Source organism: Brevibacillus antibioticus, from assembly GCF_005217615.1.
Taxonomy (GTDB): Bacteria; Bacillota; Bacilli; order Brevibacillales; family Brevibacillaceae; genus Brevibacillus; species Brevibacillus antibioticus.
This window is the reverse complement of record NZ_SZNK01000001.1, coordinates 4,005,742-4,024,796: the sequence shown is the minus strand read 5'-3', so window position 1 is coordinate 4,024,796 and position 19,055 is coordinate 4,005,742. Positions and strand designations below refer to the sequence as shown.

Annotated in this window: 14 protein-coding genes and 1 pseudogene; 11 read left to right on the top strand and 4 right to left on the bottom strand. The window is 45.5% G+C overall.

The features are described 5' to 3' along the window. Together E8L90_RS19165 and E8L90_RS19160 are read right to left on the bottom strand one after the other, a co-directional pair. A complete protein-coding gene (locus E8L90_RS19165; protein ID WP_137030830.1) occupies positions 1 to 720 on the bottom strand; it encodes a response regulator transcription factor in 720 nt (239 codons plus the stop codon). Positions 721 to 752: 32 nt separating this feature from the next. Continuing rightward, the gene (locus tag E8L90_RS19160; protein ID WP_137030829.1) at positions 753 to 1,919 is read right to left on the bottom strand and encodes a sensor histidine kinase; all 1,167 of its coding nucleotides are present in this window, start codon (positions 1,917 to 1,919) and stop codon (positions 753 to 755) included. Positions 1,920 to 2,147: 228 nt separating this feature from the next. Between E8L90_RS19160 and E8L90_RS19155 the strand changes: the two genes are divergently transcribed. Genes E8L90_RS19155 through E8L90_RS19145 form a run of 3 tightly spaced genes read left to right on the top strand, consistent with a single transcriptional unit; the run spans position 2,148 to position 6,951 of the window. Further along, positions 2,148 to 2,531 carry a MarR family winged helix-turn-helix transcriptional regulator gene (locus E8L90_RS19155; RefSeq protein ID WP_137030828.1) on the top strand — a complete coding sequence of 128 codons (384 nt, stop codon included), beginning with the start codon at positions 2,148 to 2,150 and terminating at the stop codon, positions 2,529 to 2,531. A gap of 38 nt (positions 2,532 to 2,569) precedes the next feature. After that, positions 2,570 to 5,701: an efflux RND transporter permease subunit gene (locus E8L90_RS19150; RefSeq protein WP_137030827.1), complete on the top strand. Its 3,132-nt coding sequence runs from the start codon at positions 2,570 to 2,572 to the stop codon at positions 5,699 to 5,701. A gap of 20 nt (positions 5,702 to 5,721) precedes the next feature. Continuing rightward, entirely contained in the window at positions 5,722 to 6,951 is a 1,230-nt protein-coding gene (locus E8L90_RS19145) for an efflux RND transporter periplasmic adaptor subunit (protein ID WP_137030826.1), read from the top strand. 121 nt (positions 6,952 to 7,072) lie between these two features. Here E8L90_RS19145 and E8L90_RS19140 read toward each other — a convergent pair whose 3' ends face one another. Continuing rightward, positions 7,073 to 7,648 carry a GNAT family N-acetyltransferase gene (locus E8L90_RS19140; protein WP_244297298.1) on the bottom strand — a complete coding sequence of 192 codons (576 nt, stop codon included), beginning with the start codon at positions 7,646 to 7,648 and terminating at the stop codon, positions 7,073 to 7,075. A gap of 97 nt (positions 7,649 to 7,745) precedes the next feature. On the opposite strand from E8L90_RS19140, the gene E8L90_RS19135 reads away from it, so the two are divergent. The 6 genes and pseudogenes from E8L90_RS19135 to E8L90_RS31255 form a co-directional block, all read left to right on the top strand. Next, complete coding sequence (locus tag E8L90_RS19135) at positions 7,746 to 9,197, top strand: polysaccharide deacetylase family protein (protein ID WP_137030824.1); 1,452 nt, start codon at positions 7,746 to 7,748, stop codon at positions 9,195 to 9,197. Between the two features lie 158 nt (positions 9,198 to 9,355). Further along, positions 9,356 to 10,363: an ABC transporter substrate-binding protein gene (locus E8L90_RS19130; RefSeq protein ID WP_137030823.1), complete on the top strand. Its 1,008-nt coding sequence runs from the start codon at positions 9,356 to 9,358 to the stop codon at positions 10,361 to 10,363. 177 nt (positions 10,364 to 10,540) lie between these two features. Then, positions 10,541 to 11,308, top strand: a complete 768-nt coding sequence (locus E8L90_RS19125; RefSeq protein WP_137030822.1) for an ABC transporter ATP-binding protein — start codon at positions 10,541 to 10,543, stop codon at positions 11,306 to 11,308. Between the two features lie 13 nt (positions 11,309 to 11,321). Then, positions 11,322 to 13,199 (top strand): FtsX-like permease family protein, encoded by a 1,878-nt coding sequence (locus E8L90_RS19120; RefSeq protein WP_137030821.1) that lies wholly within the window; start codon positions 11,322 to 11,324, stop codon positions 13,197 to 13,199. A gap of 224 nt (positions 13,200 to 13,423) precedes the next feature. After that, the gene (locus tag E8L90_RS19115) at positions 13,424 to 14,047 is read left to right on the top strand and encodes a hypothetical protein (protein ID WP_137030820.1); all 624 of its coding nucleotides are present in this window, start codon (positions 13,424 to 13,426) and stop codon (positions 14,045 to 14,047) included. A gap of 139 nt (positions 14,048 to 14,186) precedes the next feature. After that, positions 14,187 to 14,279: pseudogene (locus E8L90_RS31255) on the top strand (phosphoribulokinase); the annotation flags it as partial. 138 nt (positions 14,280 to 14,417) lie between these two features. On the opposite strand, the gene E8L90_RS19105 reads toward E8L90_RS31255, so the two are convergent. Next, the gene (locus E8L90_RS19105; RefSeq protein WP_137030819.1) at positions 14,418 to 15,233 is read right to left on the bottom strand and encodes a DUF4097 family beta strand repeat-containing protein; all 816 of its coding nucleotides are present in this window, start codon (positions 15,231 to 15,233) and stop codon (positions 14,418 to 14,420) included. Between the two features lie 599 nt (positions 15,234 to 15,832). Here E8L90_RS19105 and E8L90_RS19100 point away from each other — a divergent pair. Both E8L90_RS19100 and fhuB read left to right on the top strand, forming a co-directional pair. After that, positions 15,833 to 16,852, top strand: a complete 1,020-nt coding sequence (locus tag E8L90_RS19100) for an ABC transporter substrate-binding protein (protein ID WP_137030818.1) — start codon at positions 15,833 to 15,835, stop codon at positions 16,850 to 16,852. Next, positions 16,852 to 18,933 carry a Fe(3+)-hydroxamate ABC transporter permease FhuB gene (fhuB, locus tag E8L90_RS19095; RefSeq protein ID WP_341870813.1) on the top strand — a complete coding sequence of 694 codons (2,082 nt, stop codon included), beginning with the start codon at positions 16,852 to 16,854 and terminating at the stop codon, positions 18,931 to 18,933. The genes E8L90_RS19100 and fhuB overlap by 1 nt, the downstream gene beginning before the upstream one ends. Positions 18,934 to 19,055 lie beyond the last annotated feature (122 nt).

Below are 19,055 nucleotides of genomic sequence, written 5' to 3'. Positions count from 1 at the left end.
TTATTTCACGATTTTATACCGGATCGCCTTGGCAACTGCCTGTGTACGATCTTCTACGCCCATTTTCTGCAAAATCCGATGGATATGCGTCTTGACGGTTCCCCCTGAGATAAGCAAGTGTTGCGCAATTTGATCGTTCCGTTTGCCGTAGGATAGCTGCTCAAGTACGTCACGCTCGCGATCGGTCAACGGATCAAACATGACAAGGGGTGGAAGCGCAGAGTCAAAGTCGGCATCAGAGTCAGAATGAGAGGCAGACTCGTGATTCTTTTGTTGAAACTGTAGAACCTCCGCTAGAGCCTTGGCAGCTGTAGCCGTGTAGAACAGTGCTTCTCCCTGATAGGCCCTGCGAATGAGGTCCAACATATCCTGTGAATCGGAATCCTTTAACATATAGCCGACAGCCCCTGCGCGAATACCGTCTACGATGTAATCGTACGTGTCAAATGTGGTGAGGATTAATACTTTTATCGAAGGATGGAGTCGAGTGATTTCTCTTGTTGCATCGATTCCTGACATATTCGGCATTTGGACATCCATTAAGACTACATCAGGAATGATTTCTCCTACGATCTTCACGGCTTCTTCACCATTGGAAGCCTCCCCGCTTACTTCCATATCCTTTTGCATTTTGATGACATATCCCAACCCTTGACGGATCATCGTTTGGTCATCGACCAGGACCACACGAATGGTCTCTTTTTTGTTTTGATTTTCCATGCTGGCATTCCTCCGTATCTATCGCTGTTTGCTTATCGAAGCGGAAAGCTGATGTCAATTTGAAAACCGTGGGGTTCTCGAATGGAATAGGAAAGGTCTCCGTTTAATTGCTTGGTTTGTTCTGCAATACCTGTTAAACCAGAGCCCAGCTTGATTTGATGATGATTCGTAATATTCCCATTGTCCCAAATAGCCAGGAATAGGTAGTTTTGCTTTTTTTCAATCGTGATGAAAATCTCGGTTGCATCAGAATGTCGACTGGAATTGGTAATAGCTTCTTGGAGAATCCGGTAAAGCATAATGGTCATCTGCTGTGAGAGCGGAATATCTGGATTGGGACTGATCAACTGCATCTTGATGTCGGTATGCTGTTGGGCTCGTGATAAAAGTATACGCAGCGGTGTGATTCCCAGTGAGGATTTGTCTGCGGCTAATGTATGTACAGACGAGCGTATATCATCGAGGCTTTGCTTGGATACTGAAAGCATGTCTCGCACAGCCTCCTGTGCGTCACTCGGTCCGCCTTGCAGCATGTATTTCAAGGCATTCAATTGAACGATTAACGATGTGAGACTGTGTCCCAAGGCGTCGTGAACATCACGGGCGATTCTGGTCCTCTCCTCGAGGACAGCAGCACGAAGTGTATTCACAGAAGCCTCTTGAAGTTCTGAATGAGCTTTCTGGAGTTCAACATGCGCCTCTTGCAATTGTTTAAGATGCTGCTGACTCGATTCCTTTGCTTGATTTTGAAGAGATAATCCTCGTGCACCGATATACCATCCGATATAGGCCACGACATAGCCTACTACCTCCTCAAAAATAAAGTCTTTATAAAAGAACATGTGAGACAAGGAACATGCGCCAAAAAAAATCGCATAGTACAATCGGCGGCGTTTAAGAATGTGAAATCCAATAAAAGCTACCAATGGCAAGGATAGACCGACCTCTACCCCTACATATAGAACCTTTATAAATGACACGGTACCAAGAACGATAATGGCGATATCTTTTTGAAAAGGTCTCCAATTTTTTTGGGGCCTGAGAAACACCAGCAGGAAACAGAAGATAATGATCAGAGAGATGATAAAGGGAATGGTGGGTTCATGCATGTATGCAGCTGGAATGAGAAAAAATGAGAACAATACAAAAAAACAAATAAGCAGGAAACGTGAGCGTAAAGATGCAGTTGAGTCGTTCAAGAAGACAACCTCCTTTCTTGGAATACGTACCCATTATAGTTTCATTTTAGCATGCGCTGTCGTCTATCTCCGGGTGTACGGTCTTCTATCTCTGGATAGATAAAATCGAATTCCACAATTTGACTACCCGATAGACTTCGGGGACCAATCGTATAAGTACAATGTGATCTGTGGAGGGGAACTCCCCAAAAGATAGACCGAAAAATAGACAATGGGTAGGAGGCTTTTATGAACGAACTGTTTCAGTTAGCGAAGATTCTACGTGAAACGAGCACTGTATTTTCCACGCTTTCCATGCAAGCATTGGATTCAAGTGATATCACCTGGCAACAAGTTCTCATTCTGGAGCAAATTGCGATCAGCCCGAAAACAATGGGAGAAATCAGCAAGGCGATTAATCTTTCATATAGTACGACCTCAGGTTTAATCAATCGGTTGGAACAGATGAAATTGGTGCGCAGATTTCGTGATAAATCGGATCGGAGAATTGTGTGGGCAGCTTTGACGGAGCGTGTACCAGCGAATTGGACGGAACAAGAAGGAAGTGCTTGTACACCTGCATCGCTGCATTCCTTGCGCGCGCTTATTTTGGAGAAAGAAATACTGAGCTGATATGCTAAGCTCCCTACAAATGAAGAGGTGAGAAAATTTTGAATCTATCAGAACTGTCCATTAAACGTCCGGTCACGATGATTATGATATCCGTAGCGATTTTCATTTTTGGTTTGGTTACCTTTCCTCGCTTGGCAATTGAATTGATGCCATCGCTAACTTCTCCGGTCGCCGTAGTTGTTACCTCTGTAGAGGGGGCGGCTCCGGCTGAGGTAGAAAAGCTCGTTACCAAACCCATGGAAAATGCACTAGGCACGGTTCCGAATTTAGACAAGATCACATCAACTTCTGTTAACGGCTCCTCCTCGGTACTCCTCCATTTCAAGTGGGGAACAGACATGGATCAAGCGACGCTGAATATGCGAGATAAAGTAGATTTGGTCCGAGGGAGCTTGCCTGAATCAGCTGGTTCACCGAGGGTGTTGAAATTTGATCCGACAAGCCAGGCGATAATTGATCTGGCTGTAACTGGCGATCAAGATGTCAACAAGCTGAAAAAAATCGCGGATGATGTAATTAAAACCCGCTTGGAACGAATTAACGGTGTTGCTTCTGTCAACGTCACTGGTGGGCAAGAGCGAATCGTGGACATCATCGTGGACCCAGCCAAACTGGCCGCCTATGGATTGACATTGGAACAAATTAAGATAGCACTCGTAAACAGCAATGTATCCGGATCAGCCGGTGCGATACGGGAAGGTGACGCAAAGACCAGTATTCGTGTGCAAGGAGAATTCACTAATGTGGACACCATTGCACTTACTCCGATCTCTGTCGGTGGGAGCTTCATCCGATTGAGTGATATCGCCAACGTAACAGACACCATCAAAGAAGTGACTAATCTGAGCTACATTGATGGAAAGCCGAGCTTGGGAATTGCCGTGATGAAAGGCACCGGCGGCAATACGATCAAAATCGCAAAAGACGTAAAGGCTGAGCTGGAGAAGATTAATAGCACGCTTCCTGCAAATGTAGAAACACGTATCGTCTTCGATACCTCCACATATATCCAGAGTTCCGTTGACAACACGGTAGTACATGCTCTCGGGGGTGGTGCCATTGGCGTGCTCATGCTGTTCTTCTTCTTGGGCAGTCTATCGTCTATGCTCATTGCGGTCATTGTCCTGCCTATATCGATCATATCGACTTTCCTCTTGATGTACATGACAGGTCAAACAATCAACTTGATTTCCCTGGCAGGTCTCACACTCGGATTGGGATCATTAGTAGACTTTGCTGTCGTTATGCTGGAAAACATTTTCCGTCAACGGGAGCAGGGCAAGAGCATGATGGAAGCGGCATTGGTCGGTTCCAAAGAAGTAGGAACCGCGGTGATGGCATCCGCATTGGCACAAATTTGTGTATTTTTACCGATTGCGCTGACAGAGGGTCTTGTCGCTGAGCTTTTCGCACCGTTAGCATTGACGGTCGTTTTCTCACACATCGCAGCACTCGTTTTCACTTTCTTGCTCGTTCCGATGATGAGTGCTCGCCTGTTAAAAACGGTACCGGAGCATACGAATCACGAAAACTATCGAGGCTTCAATCCACTCATCTGGTTTAACATCGGATTCCATAAGGTGGAAAAAGGCTATCAAAGGGTGCTCAAATGGGCATTGGATCATCGAAAAACGGTGGTTGGATCTGCTTTTGCCATGTTGATTGGCTCATTGATGCTAGTTCCATCTCTCGGAGCAGGATTTTTCCCAGATATGGACCAAGGATTAATCCAGGTAGAGATCAAGCTGCCAAAGGGTACTGTCTTGACGGAAAGTGAAAAAGTAATGAAGCAGGTAGAAGAAGTGGTCAATCAAGTACCAGAAAAGAAATTGGTCAAGTCCTCGGTCGGAGGTGGCGACGGTATTTCAGAGAGCGGTGCCTCTACTTCTCATAACGCAACGATCGAACTGCAAGTAGGAGAGATTTCTACGAGACAGCGATCGACAGAGGAAATTGCTGTGGGCCTACAAGAGCAAGTCAAGCATATTGCAGGAGCAGATATCAAGGTGAAATCCCTTTCCGGTGGTATGGGGGGCGGAGCAGCCATCTCGATTGAAATTCGCGGAGATGATCTGGACGTCTTAACGGAACTGAGCGAGATTGTGAAAGGAGAAATAGCTAAGGTACCGGGAACGATGAACGTATCTACCAGTGTTCAGGAAATGAGTCAGGAGTTCGATGTGAAGGTCAACACAGAGAAGGCGAGCTTGTACGGATTGACAACAAATGAAATCCTTTCTGCTGTGCGAACTTCTTTCCAAGGTCAAACAGTTACCCAGTATCGTACGGGCGAAGATGAAATTGATATCAATCTCAAGCTGCCAGAAGACTATAAGGAAGATATCAATTACTTGAAGAACCTGCGTATTTCCACGCCGACGGGTGCTCAAATCAGCCTCACATCCGTAGCGACCATCAGTAAAGTCGATGTACCGCCATCCATTGAGCGCAAAAACATGACGCGTGAAGTGAAGGTCACAAGCGATTTGATCGGGAATGATCTGCAAGCGGCCGCGACGCAAATTACGAGTATCCTCAATAAGCTGAATGTTCCGGACGGATACACCATCGAAATGGGCGGGCAGAGCGAGGATATGGGAAATTCTTTTGTGAATCTGGGTCTCGCGATTGTCTTGTCTATCGTGCTTGTGTACATGGTCATGGCTGCTCAGTTTGAATCATTTTTTAGTCCATTTATCATCATGTTCTCGGTTCCTCCGAGCCTTACTGGTGTCATATTGGGGCTTTTGTTTACAGGCACGCCTATTACTGTATCTGTTTTGATCGGGTACATTTTGCTGATCGGTTTGGTCGTGAACAATGCGATTGTGTTGATCGATTTGATCAATCAGTTGCGTGCAAAGGGGTGGGAGTTACATGAAGCGATTTTACATGCGGGACCTGCTCGTCTGCGTCCGATTATGATGACAACCCTCACGACGATTATGGCCATTGCTCCGCTCTCCGTCGCTGCCGGGTCTGGATTAGAATTTCAAGCGCCAATGGCTACGGCCGTCATGTACGGTTTGATTTTCTCCACTATGATCACGCTCATACTCGTACCTGTGGTTACTGTATGGTTTGATGAGATGGGACAAAAGAGACGCACCAAACGCAAGCAAAAGCAGGAAAAGAAAATCCTTACCACTTTGGAATCGACAAATGCATGAGAAAAGAGGAGGAACCATTCATGATCATAAATAAAAGAATCGCGATTGTGGCGCTACTTTCCCTTACCTTGATCACAGGCTGCGCAAGCCAGGAGGATGCAGCGACGAATGCTGCCCCACCAGCAGAAACGGTTACCCCTGTACAGGTTGCAACGGTGGCACAAGGTGTGGTCACATCTGAATCCGGACTGACTGCAAAGTTGGCACCAAGTGAGGCAGTCCAAATGTCACCAAAAACTAGCGGGAAAATTGCATCTCTCCCAGTAAAGCTGGGTCAGGCCGTAACAAAAGGACAATTATTGTTTACACTCGATACGAATGAGTTGTCTAACAGTGTAAGAGAACAAGAAGCATCTCTCCGTGTGGCAAAAGCGAACTTAACCCAAGCAGGCAGCACCTCTAACCAAAGTTTGGTGGAAGCACAAAATGATTTGACGGAAGCAGAACGAGCGCTTGCCGACGCCAAACTGAATCAACAACGTAATCAGAAGCTGCTCGCAGAGGGAGCGATTGCTACTGAGAAAATGGAAGAGGTAAATACAACGCTCACAAAAGCCCAGATTTCCTATGACAATGCAAAGCAGAAGCTGCAAAGCGCGAAACAAAAAACGGGTGTACAAGTATCGGCAGCGAGTGTAACGGAGTCCGAAGTCAGACTGCAAAATGCTCGTGAGCAACTGGCGAATGCAACGGTTGTCTCCCCGATCGACGGATTTGTCGCAAGCGTGACCGGAGCAGTAGGACAGATGGCAGGTCAGCAAGCCATTGTGACCGTCGTCAAAACGAATCCTCTTGTGGTCAAAGCGAATTTGTCCGAAGCAGATGTGACGAAAGTAAAAGTAGGAACAGTCGTCGAAGTAAATGTGCAGTCTACAGGCAAAACGATTGAGGCTAACGTAACGGCGGTTAGTCCGGTCATGGATTCGCAGCTCAAAGCTTATCCAGTAGAAATCACGATTCCGAATGCTTCCAATGAATTGAAGTCCGATATGGTCGTGAATGTTACCTTCCCGCAAAGCTCAGAAGGAGCGAAGTCACTGGTCATTCCTCGCAAGGCCGTATTTGATCGTGAAGGCAGACAATATGTGTTCAAACTGGAAGGGGAAACAGCCAAGCAAGTGGAAGTGTCGACGGGCAACTCGACAAGCGAGTTGATTGAAGTTGTGTCCGGCCTAGCGAATGGAGATAAAGTCGTGGTAAAAGGGCAGACACTGCTTGCGGATGGCGGCAAGGTGAGTATTCAGGAGTAAGTAAATAGGTAACAAAAAGAGGTGGAGAAGATCCGCCTCTTTTTTGTCAATGAATGGAAAAAATATCCACTCTACCAAAAATGCCAAACAGAGTATAATTTTAGTTATGATCCGTTGAGAGTTAAAAATCAATGCCCCGAACTTTTGCATAGACCATCGTGTCACGTAGCGTACCATCGATGCTGCGCGTGTCTTGTCGAAGAATTCCTTCTAAGATAAATCCCGACCGTTCAGCAACGCGGGAGCTTGCTGTATTGCGAGAATCACATCGGATGACGAGACGGTTCGCTTGCAGCTCACGGATCGCAAAGCTCGTAATACCAGCTACAGCTTCCGTAATGTAACCTTGTCCCCTAAATGATGGGCGAACCCAATAGCCGATCTCAAATTTTCTTGCATCCCAATCAATTTGGTGTAGACCGCTACAGCCAATAAGCTGACGAGAGTGTTTATCAAACAAATGGAGGCGGAGATCAGAACGCTCCAAAAATTTCAGTCTGGCTTGACGAACGTTGACCTCAGACTTTTCTTCCGTGGGAAGAGTTTGTGCCCAGGGCATCCAAGGACGCAAATCTTCTATACTTTCTGTCAAGGCCAGGTGAACCATTTGACCATCTCCAGCCAAGGGTGCTCGGATGTGTAAACGACTCGTTTCAAAACTCTCAGGAAAGGAAAGTAAGAGTGGTTCGATGGACAATTTGATCACTCCTGACAAGAATTTTATTCCAAATAGTAGCACAAAGCATACATAGATGGTAGTTACATCAAAGCAAAATGGATAAAGGAGGTCATAAATGATTACATCCACCAAACTGTGCAAAGGAATTGCACTGCTCATGACAGTCGTGCTCGTCTCCGGATGCTCGATGTTTGCGAGCAAAGAAGAATCCACTGAGCGCCAGCAGATAGAGAAGAACCAGAAAATCACTCGATACACGGGGGAAAAAAGCAAGGCGCTATCTCGCGTATACACGGGGCGCAAGGAACTAGCTCTGACGTTTAACGGCATGGGCGATGATAAGATGATGAAAAGTCTTTTGGAGCAGCTAGATGCTCATAAGATCAAAGCAACCTTTTTTCTCCCGGGTATGCGTGTCGCCGAGGAGCCAAACATCGCCAAGGACATTTTGGCCCGCGGTCATGAAATTGAAAATAACACATTGAATCAACTGGATATGAGCAAGCTCAGCTACGAGCAAATTTATCGGGAGATTCAGTTGAGTAATGAGATCATCAAACGCGAGACGGGTATTTCACCTCGCTATGTGAGAACCAAATCTGGCGATGTGACAGATGACGTTCGTTTGGCAACTGCCCACCTCGGGATGGAAGCGGTCGTCAGCTACAACATCAACCCGAAGGACCGTGATTTGCAAAAAGACGCCAAAACCATTGGAGATTACATAACTCGCTATATGTCCAGGGGCGGCATTATCTCACTCAATGCTGACATCAATCCTGAGGTGATTCCGGCCATTCCGTTGATCGCTAAGGCTGCAGCGGATATCGGCTACCAGTTAGTCCCGCTCAGTGAAATGGTGAAAAACGGTGGTGAACGCAAGCCGCTGGAACAAATACCAGGCTTTGACGCAGCAAAACTGAATCCGCAATTCGAAAATGCCGAGTATGAGATCATCTCTCAGGTCGATACAAATAAAAAACAGATCGCGCTAACCTTTGACGACTGGGGAGGCGACAAAACCGTAACGAAACTATTAGACATTTTGGCAGAGCATGATGTGAAAGCGACGTTCTTCTTGCGGGCAAAAGGGGTAGAGAACAATCCAAATTTGGCGAGAGCGATTGTGGAGGGTGGTCACGATGTGGCAAACCATTCTTATAACCATCCGGTCATAACGACGCTGACAACGGAAGAATTGCAGAAGGACGTGGTGAAAGCACATCAGGTCATCACCGAGGCGATTCAACAGCAGCCTGTCATGCTGTTCCGTCCGCCGACTGGCGTAGTAGACGATCATACAGCCAAAGTGATTGCAGCCACGGGTTACAAGGTCATTGCGTTGTACGATGTCACCACATTGGATTGGGACAAGAAAAACAGTGCCCAAGATATTGTAAATGGCGTCATGAGCAAGACGAAAAATGGCAGTGTCATTTTGCTGCATATGCTCGATGACATCCATACGATTGAGGCACTCCCGATTGTACTGGAAAGTCTGAAAAGCAAAGGCTACACCTTTGTAAAGATGGACGACATGATCAAACAAAGACACTCCGGCAACTAATCCCTTTCTCAGAAAGGGATTTTTTTGCTTTTTTTCGCAAAGCTCGGGCGATTGACAGTAAAAATACTGTTTGTTATAGTTTTATCGATAATGATAATCAATATCGATTGCAACGTTACTTACATCTATCTTACAAACGTACTTAAGGGAGGCTCATTATGCTTACGAACCAAACAGTAAAGGCTGTCTTTGCTGTCATTTTGGTGTTCTCGCTTTTTTTGACGGCCTGTGGTGGAGTAAATACGGCAACGCAAGCACCCGCAACGGATTCTGCTTCCAAGCCAGCTGACAAGTCAACAGAAGCCCCTACTGAGAACAAAACGCGCAGCATCGAAACACCCAAAGGGACCATTCAAATTCCTGACAAGCCACAACGGATTGTGACGGATTACTACGCAGGCGAGTTGATTGCAGTAGGCGGAAATGTAATCGGTGCAGAGACGGAGGCTTTTAAAAGCCCGTTTACCGTTGAACCATTAAAAAATGCGCAGGACGTGGGGAGCCCGCGGATCAATGTGGAGAAAACATTAGAGCTGGCTCCAGACCTCATCGTCGTCATGTATGATGACAATTATGAAGCCTTGTCCAAAATTGCTCCAACCGTTTATCTCCCGTACGGCACGGCGACAAACATTAACGATACGGTCCAATTGTTCGGAGAAGTGGTTGGCGATAAAGAAAAGGCAGACAAGTTCATTGCAGACTTTGACCGGAAGGCTGCCGAGGGTCGCGAAAAGCTGAAAGGCATCGTGGATGAGAATGCGACGGTTGGTCTCTACGAGCTGACCAACAAAGGAGATTTGTGGATTTTCGGTGACAACGCAGGACGCGGTGGTCAAACCGTGTACAATGCATTGAAGCTGAAAATGCCGCACGCTGACAAATCCAAAGAGCAAACCGTACAGCTGTCTATGGAAACCTTGCCAGAATACGCTGCGGATTACATGTTCGTGACTTTCTACAATCCGGAAAAAAATAGCGAAGCCTTGAAAACCTTACAGGAGTCCGCTGTCTGGAATGCGACCTCAGCTGCCAAAAATAATCAAATTTTCTACAACGACTTCGATACATTCTATCGCTATGACCCAATTGCAATCTCAGCACAGATTGATATGTTCGTAGATATGTTGATCAAAAGACACGAAGAGAACAAGAGCAAAAAATAGATCACAAGAAAAGTCATCCCTAGCCGGATGACTATTTTTCGTCTCACGTAATAAACCTTACAAAATGTAAAGAAAACTGTAAGGAACATCAATAGCTCCTATTCTGGAATTTGGTTACAGTTAATAGCGACAGAAACAATGAGCGCTAGCCAATAGATAGGATGGAGGAACGTAAGAATGAGTACTGCTGTACTAGAAGTGAAAGACGTTCAAAAAATATATGGGACAAAAGGTGAAAGCCAGTCGCATGCTCTAAAAGGCGTATCGATGACCATAGACAAAGGAGAGTTCGTGGGAATCATGGGGCCATCCGGTTCGGGTAAGACGACTCTGCTCAACGTTATTTCCACACTGGATCGTCCGACGGAAGGGTTTATTGAAATTGCGGGAACGAACATTACACAGATGAAGCGTAATCAGCTCGCAGATTTTCGCTCGCAAAAGCTCGGCTTTATCTTTCAAGATTTCAACCTGCTAGAAAATTTGTCCGTGTATGAGAACATTGCATTGCCGTTGTCTCTGCAAGGTGTCCCTTCCAAAGAGATCAGCAGCAAAGTAAATAAAGTAGCACAAACACTCGGGATCGAAGAGATTTTGCAAAAATATCCGGTTCAAATTTCCGGGGGACAAAAACAACGAGCCGCAGCAGCACGCGCACTTGTGCATGATCCTGCGATTTTGCTGGCGGACGAACCGACGGGCGCTCTCGACTCGAAGAATGCGAAAAGCTTGCTGGAAACGATGACAGATTTGAACGAGAACCACCAAGTATCCATCATGATGGTTACGCATGACGCCTTTTCCGCGAGTTATTGCAAACGTATCTTGTTCATTCAGGATGGCAAGCTGTACACCGAGATTCAACGTACAGGGGATCGTCAGCAATTTTTCAAACAAATTTTGGATGTACTGGCTGAGCTAGGTGCATCACACGATGTACGCTAGGAGGTAACGTTTCATGCTTTTCAAGCTATCTATGTCCAGTATGCGGAAGATGATGAAGGACTATCTGGTTCTGCTCGTGGGTCTGGTCATCTCCATTTCGATTTTTTACATGTTCCAGACGCTTGCCCTCAATTCTGATTACACGAAAAACAACGCGATGATTTCTTCGATTCAGATCGTTTTCAATGTAGGGGCATTCCTGCTGGCGTTTATCACGATTTTCTATATTTTCTATGCCAACTCATTCCTGCTTTCGCTGCGGCGCAAAGAGCTCGGAATGTACATGGTCTTAGGAGCGAAGAAGGGGAAAATCAGCCAGATTTTGTTCCTGGAAACATTGACGATGGGGATCGTTTCCCTGGTGATCGGTAGCCTCGTCGGTATTGCGCTCGCGAGTGGCATCGGTGTCTTGCTCATGAATCTGTTGGAGATTTCGACAGCGGGTTACTATGCTTTTTATCTGCCGGCAATGTTGATGACATGGGGATTCTTCCTCGTACTTTTTCTGATCACCTCCACGATTAATGCCATTCGTCTGGCTCGTGCTACTGAGCTCGCTCTTATCCGTGCCGAGCAGCAAAATGACAAAATCAAGTCAAAAGGAATCGGAGCGGTGTTGGTAGCCATTCTTGGAGTTATCCTGTTGGCTCTAGGCTATACATGCTTGCACTTGCTTATGTACCTGCAAGCACCCGGATTTATCGTCGGGGCGATTTCATGCACAATCGGGACGTACTTGATTTTCATCTCGCTGTTGCCAGTTCTTGTACAGGCTTTGAAGAAAAATAAAAAGCTAAATGATAGCAAGTTGAACGCATTTACCTTTGCTCAGCTGCGCTTTCGGGTGAACAACCTGACCAAAATCCTTGGCACAGTAGCCATGCTGATCGGGCTTGGTGTCGGGGCGATGGCAGGGGGCTTAGCCTTCCAGCAAAACGTCAATTTGTTTACTACGGTGTTCCATGTGTATGACATGAATCTGCATGATCCGGTTGAAGCGGATTATCAGGCACTGAAAAAAATGAACGTCCTGGAGCAAAATACGTATCGATACAAAGTCGACGACAAGGCGTATTACTACTTGAAGGAAGACTTGCTGGCAAACCCGCTGCTGATTTCCACGAACAGCATTCAAGATTACTCTGCTGACAACAAGCCTAAGCTTGTGACAGATCCGCTTCCGAAAGAGGCGTATATCGTAAGTGCGTCAAAAGAAGACAAAAGTAAATACGATGCTATTCCCGAGGATTGGGACAAAGCGATGTTCACCAATTTTATTAACTACCAGATGATTGAGGGCAAATCTGTTCTAGTTGTGGATAAGGCGACGTATGAGAAAACCGCTGGAAGTGAACACAAGGTTCTCCTTGCCCAGGTTGACGACTATTTGAAATACACGCAAGAATTAAAAGCAATGGATGAACGTCAAAAGCAACTGATTGGGTCTATCACCAATGTGGAAGCGAAAGACGTATACACTTCTTCCAAATACAGCACGTATGCGGGCATGTATATTTTCACAAGCGGAACGATGTTCATGGGCTTCTTCCTCGGAATTGCTTTCCTGGCAATGATGGCGAGCTGCCTGATGTTCAAAATCTTGTCCGGTGCTTCCCGTGACAAAGACCGTTACAGCATGCTGAGAAAAATCGGCGTACGTCAATCATTGCTCGTAGGTTCGATCTATAAAGAGCTGTTCATGGTATTCATTTTCCCAGCGATCATCGGTCTGATGCACGTATTGCTCGGTATGGAGATGTTCTCGTTCATCCTTTTGGATCCGTATCTGAACATCTGGATTCCAACGCTGATTTTCGTTGTGATCTATGCGATTTACTATTACATTACGGTTCAGCTTTATCGTGGAATTGTGTTGCCAAAAGAAGCGTAATGTTAATTGAAGAAATCCTCCTCATTAGAGGGGGATTTTTTGTCTTTTAAACGGACCGTTATAAGCAAAGGACCATTCAACTTGCTAAAAGGACAAAAACATGGGATAAGCTATATGACCAAAGAACTTTAATAAAAATTTTAAGTTTATCCCACTATATATTTTAGAAGTTTTTTCTAACTTATACCTAGGAAAGAAAATCATAAACGTGAAGGAGAATTGGTATGAAAATAAACCTTAAAAAAACATCCGTACGTTTGGCAGCTTTAGGATTGGCTACTGCGATTTCCCTATCTGGAGCTTTAGTAGTAAGTGCAAATGAAAACCCAACTCAAAAGACTGTAGCTCAAAATCAAGAATTGTATGCAGGAACTTACAAAAAGCTCTCAGCTTCCGAAGCTCTTGCCGACAAGGCTGTGAAAGCAGCAATCGATAACGTCTATGCACAGTTTTCAGAAACGAAATCTTATGAGATCAGTGCTTATCAAGATGTGGTTTCAAAAGGTGAGTATGATAAGTATGTTATTAGACTTGAAAAAGATTCAAAAAACTTTTTTCACTTTGCAATAGATTCGAAAACGGGGAACCTCAGCTATACCATACAATCATTGGATGCTGCTACAGTTCTATCATACCCAAATGTAAAACCCGGGGTAGATAAATTCTATGCCTCACATCCAGAAGCAAAATCCTATGTGATTTCAAGTGCCAATATTGTAGACAACTTTGTAGGTAAATTTAGCAGATATAACCTTACGTTTACTGGAAAAGATCCCAAACAATCTATCACTATTGGAATAGATGCGAAAACGGGAGAGATTATTCCTACGAAGAAGCAAGAGCTCTAGGAATTAGTGTTGTAGACTGAACCTGTTGAGATGCCAAAGTTGTTTTGGAGTGAGGCTATCTAGAAAGTCGGCGTAGATTGACTTTCTAGATAGCCCCTTTACGTTTTATCACGATCATAAGGCTTTGGTTTTGAACGATGATATTGTTGAAAGAGGAACCGATATCAACTATTTAAGGCAGTAACATGAAGAACGTCGGATTCAGTACGAAGTGTTTATGCATCCGTACAATTAGCGGTTTGATTTTACGGGTTCGATGAATTAGTCTAAAACTCTATTATCAATGAACATCTGTCTGTTGATCTAATAATGGATGCTAATAATACCAGGCCTGATCATGATTATGGCAAGCCTGGTACGATGATGACACTTATTTTTTGAATAGAATTTCGCCCACTTGTGTGGAAATGTTGAGCGTTGCATTCTCGGATTGAGCCTCACCCACATATCCATGGAGTTCTTTGGAAACAACCGATGTGGTATTTGTTGCTTTTTCAAGATTAACCTGATTATCAATATTCCCCATTTCAGTTGATAAACTTACATATAGAGGTGCTAATTGATCCGGTAGAGCGAATTCTACGTTTCCAAGGTTAGTAGATATGTTACTGCTTTCCTTGCCAATTACATCCGTTACGGTAATGTTGCCAGCATTGCTGCTCACATTTAAATGTTGGACCGACAATTCTGACTCAATGAATATGTTGCCAACTTCATTATCTATCTCAAGGGATTTGAAGTCTTTATAAGGAAGACGGATCGTTAAGGATGGCAATGGCTCCGTATTTATCAACTTCTTTTGTTCCTGTTTAAGCATAATTTGTAATGTTCCATCTTGGATCAACGTAGTCACGTTGGTATCCATTTCTTTTGAATCGCCCATAGATAATTCCCATTCTGCTTGATTGATTTGTTTGTCTCCTATGACTTTAACCATAGCAGCGTTACTCTGAATTTTTAGGGAATGAATGTTAGTTACATCTATTTGAGAAATATCTCCTTTTCCTGCATTCGAGACATTCTTAATGTCCGATGTTTCTGAATTTGCAATTGTGTTCGTCGGTATAGAAGCGTTTTGCTGGGACGAGCTTTGTGTACTAGTGACGGAGGATTCCTTCGTACATCCAGCGATTCCGATACTGGCAGCGGCCAGGAGAATCATTACTAACTTCATTTTGTTGTTCAAACGTTTATCTTCCTTTCTTCTGCATATGCTAAACAGATCGTCATTTCAAATTACGTGATCCGTTTGTACATTAATCGTACAGTGGTTAGAAAGATTTGGTAACGGACTTTGGCTTGAATAAGAACTGGACTTAAGTCTAGAAGAGCCTCCGCCTTTAAACCTAGAGCGCCAAAAGGACAGCTCGTATGGCAATATGCTTAATCATCGTATTTCTAACGATTCCCGTTAGCAACTTTAAGCAACTTCATGAGGTTAGCCAACAGAACGTTGTCTAAAATCGGCTATTGAATTAACTTAACGGCAGGAACTATAAGCGCAAATAATGAGTTTCGTTCAACCAACGGGATCGATAGCGTAATAAAACAGCGGCGAGTCTAAGACTTTTTTCAAGTCCTAGGTCGCTGCTGTTTTATTATTCGGGTTCAGTCTAAAACGAATTTTTCTGAGTCTGGAGATTTTTTAAGACTTTGAACACATCCCACCGTTGACAAAGATAATGATAATCATTATCATAATCAATGGTTGATTGGAAATCATGACCATCATGCAACATCCTTTTCAATTGAAGTAACACCTAGAAAAGTAGGGGGAATTTTTTCATGCGTCTTATGAAACTACCAGTGATGCTTGTATTTATGTCTGCAATGCTGTTACTCGCTGCTTGCGGCAATGCAGGGACAACTGCACAATCTGGTTCCAACCAAGCTGCTACTGCTCAGCCTGACGCGGCGAAGCCGGCTGAAGAGCAAGTGCGTACAGTGAAGCACATGATGGGAGAATCGACCATCAAAGGCACTCCTAAGCGTATCGTTGCATTGGAATGGAGCTCAGCAGAGCATTTGTTGGCTCTTGGTATTCAGCCTGTAGGGATTGCAGATATTCCAAATATGAAAAAATGGGTCAAACTCCCTGTGGAGATTGCTCCAGAAGTAGTGGATGTCGGGAGTCGTACTTCCCCAAACCTGGAATCGATCATGATGTTGAAGCCAGATTTGATTATCGGTATTAAACGAAATGTAGAAGCGAATTACGATGAAATGAGCAAAATTGCGCCAACGATTGCTTTTGATACGAATCCTGCTGAAGGTCAGGGATCACAGTATGATCGAATGATCGAGATTTTCAAGCAAATTGCGGATATTACAGGTAAAAATGCAGAAGCTGAAGCCGCTTTGAAAGACCTCGACAAGACCTATGCGGAAGCAAAAGAAAAGCTGACAAAAGCCGGTGCAGATAAAGTTCCATTTGTCCTCGCAATGGGCTACAGCAGCCAAAATGCAGTAGAATTCCGCTTGTCTACGGACAACTCTACAGCTGCAAGCATCTTGATAAATATTGGTCTGACAAATAAGTATAAGCCAAAGAAATTTGAGCAAACAGGATTGACACTGGCAGATGTAGAGGCACTTCCAGCGTTACAGGATGCGAATTTCCTCCATATCATTCAAGATGATGACAACGTGATTGAGAATCAATTGAAAAACAACCCGGTTTGGAACGGCCTTACTTTTGTGAAAGAAAATCGCGTCTATGCTCTGGGCGGAGATTTGTGGCCGTATGGTGGTACCATGTCTGCAAAGATTCTCGCGAATAAAGCTGTTGATCTGTTGGCAAAATAATGAGTTTAGCCAAAAATAAAATGTTTACACGATCTGACATCACTCCAGCCACTTCCTCACCAAGAGGGGGCTGGAGATTGTTCTTGATGTTAGGAAGTGGATTTGTCGCTCTGTTAGTGCTTACATTTGTCAGTTTGACACAAGGGATGGCAGACATTTCTCTGCGTTCTGTTATTCAGGCCATTATTGCTCCGCAAGACATTTCCGATCACCATATGATACAAGGTGTCAGGCTTCCGAGAACGGTCATGGGGCTTTTGTCTGGTGCAGCATTGGCTATTGCCGGAGCTTTGATGCAGACAGTGACACGAAACCCGCTCGCTTCGGAAACGACATTGGGCGTAAATGCGGGTGCCTATTTCTTCGTGGTGTTCGGAATGGTTTTTTGGCCATCATTCTTGCATGACCACCCGCTTCCATTTGCGATGGCGGGCGGAATACTCGCAGCCGTTACCGTATACTTCATGTCTGGTGGGCGAAAAGGCACACCTGTGCGTGTGGCATTGTCCGGGATGATCGTCACCTTGGTGTACTCCTCCTTGACGAGTGCCATCATCTTGTTTAACGAAGAAACGACAAATGGCATTTTCCTCTGGGGCTCGGGCTCCCTGAAGCAAAATGACTGGTCGGGTGTAGAATTCAGTTGGCCATGGATTGTAGCTGGGATTTTGGTCAGCTTTTTTATGGCCAGGCAGCTTGATGTACTTAGCCTTCATGAAGAAACGGCGAAATCCTTGGGGCAAAAGGTGGCGAAAATACGGCTTTTCACCATGTTTATTGCGATCTTGGTTACATGCGTCAGTGTCAGCGTGGTCGGGCCTATCGGTTTCATCGGACTCGTGGCTCCGCATCTAGTGCGCTTGTCTGGTATCACGCAGCATAGATGGCTGCTGCCGTTATGTGCCATCTGGGGGGCAGCGCTGCTTGTTGGTTCTGATACGATTGCACGTATGTTTATCAATCATTATGGTGAACTTCCGGCAGGAGCCATCACGGCTGCTATTGGTGGCCCATGGTTGATCTGGCTGGCTTTGCGTGTGTCGCGCAGTATGAGTGCTGGAACTGGAGGCTCGATGAGTGTAGGTGGAGCACAACGCAAAGTTTCGTATCCGTTGATTGTATCCACGCTTGCTGTGTTGCTCGTGGTCGTTTGGATGCTCAGCTTGTCTAGCGGAAACTTGTACCTGCCGTGGACAGAGATCATCGCCATTTTTATGGGACAAGGAAACGAGATGTACAGTCAATTGGTGTTGGAGCTTCGGATGCCGCGACTGTTGACAGCGATGTTGGCAGGTGTGGCACTCGCGATCAGCGGAAGTCTCATGCAGAGTGCAGTACGTAATCCACTGGCTGATCCGCAGATTGTCGGTGTCACGAGTGGTGCGGGTGTAGGGGCGATTATCGTGCTCCTCGTGTTTCCTCAACTCTCGGCTTGGATGCCGCTAGGGGCTGTTGCAGGGGGGATCATCTCTGCTGCGATTGTGTACGCGGTCTCTTGGAGAAGGGAACTCAATCCCATCATATTAACCCTTGTAGGTATTGCGGTGTCTGCCGCAGGTGCCGCACTCATCAATATCTTAATCGTACATTCGATGATCTTGGCAGCGCCTGCACTCACTTGGCTGGCAGGAAGTACATACGGGCGGGGATGGATGGAAGTAGGCCGCCTGTTGCCTGCGATCCTCGTTTTAGCTCCGATCGCGTGGTGGTTAGGTCGTCGGGTGGACCTCTTGTCATTTAACGACGAGAGCTCGACTGGATTGGGGTTAAAGGTGCGGATGACGAGGTTGTCTGTGGCAGTCATTGCCGTGTTGCTCGCTTCAGCGGCAGTTGCTAGTGTCGGAGCCGTAGGATTTATCGGTCTTCTCGCTCCCCATGCAGCCAGTATGCTGGTTGGACCTCATCATCGCCGTGCCATTGTTGTCTCCGCTATGCTTGGAGCTGTATTGCTGGCTGCATCTGATTTGCTGGGAAGGATCGTCATGATCCCGAAAGATATTCCGGCGGGGGTAGTGGTGGCGTTGCTAGGCTCGCCATATCTGTTCTTGCTGATGTTCCGTTCGAATCGTTCCTCACAATAGACGTAGGCAAATACTTGCCAAATACAAAGATCTCCAACATGATGAAAGTAGAACAGGCTGATTCTGGCAATCAGCTTGTCTACTTTTTCTTGCTATTTCCGGTGATAGAAGGATGTGAGTCT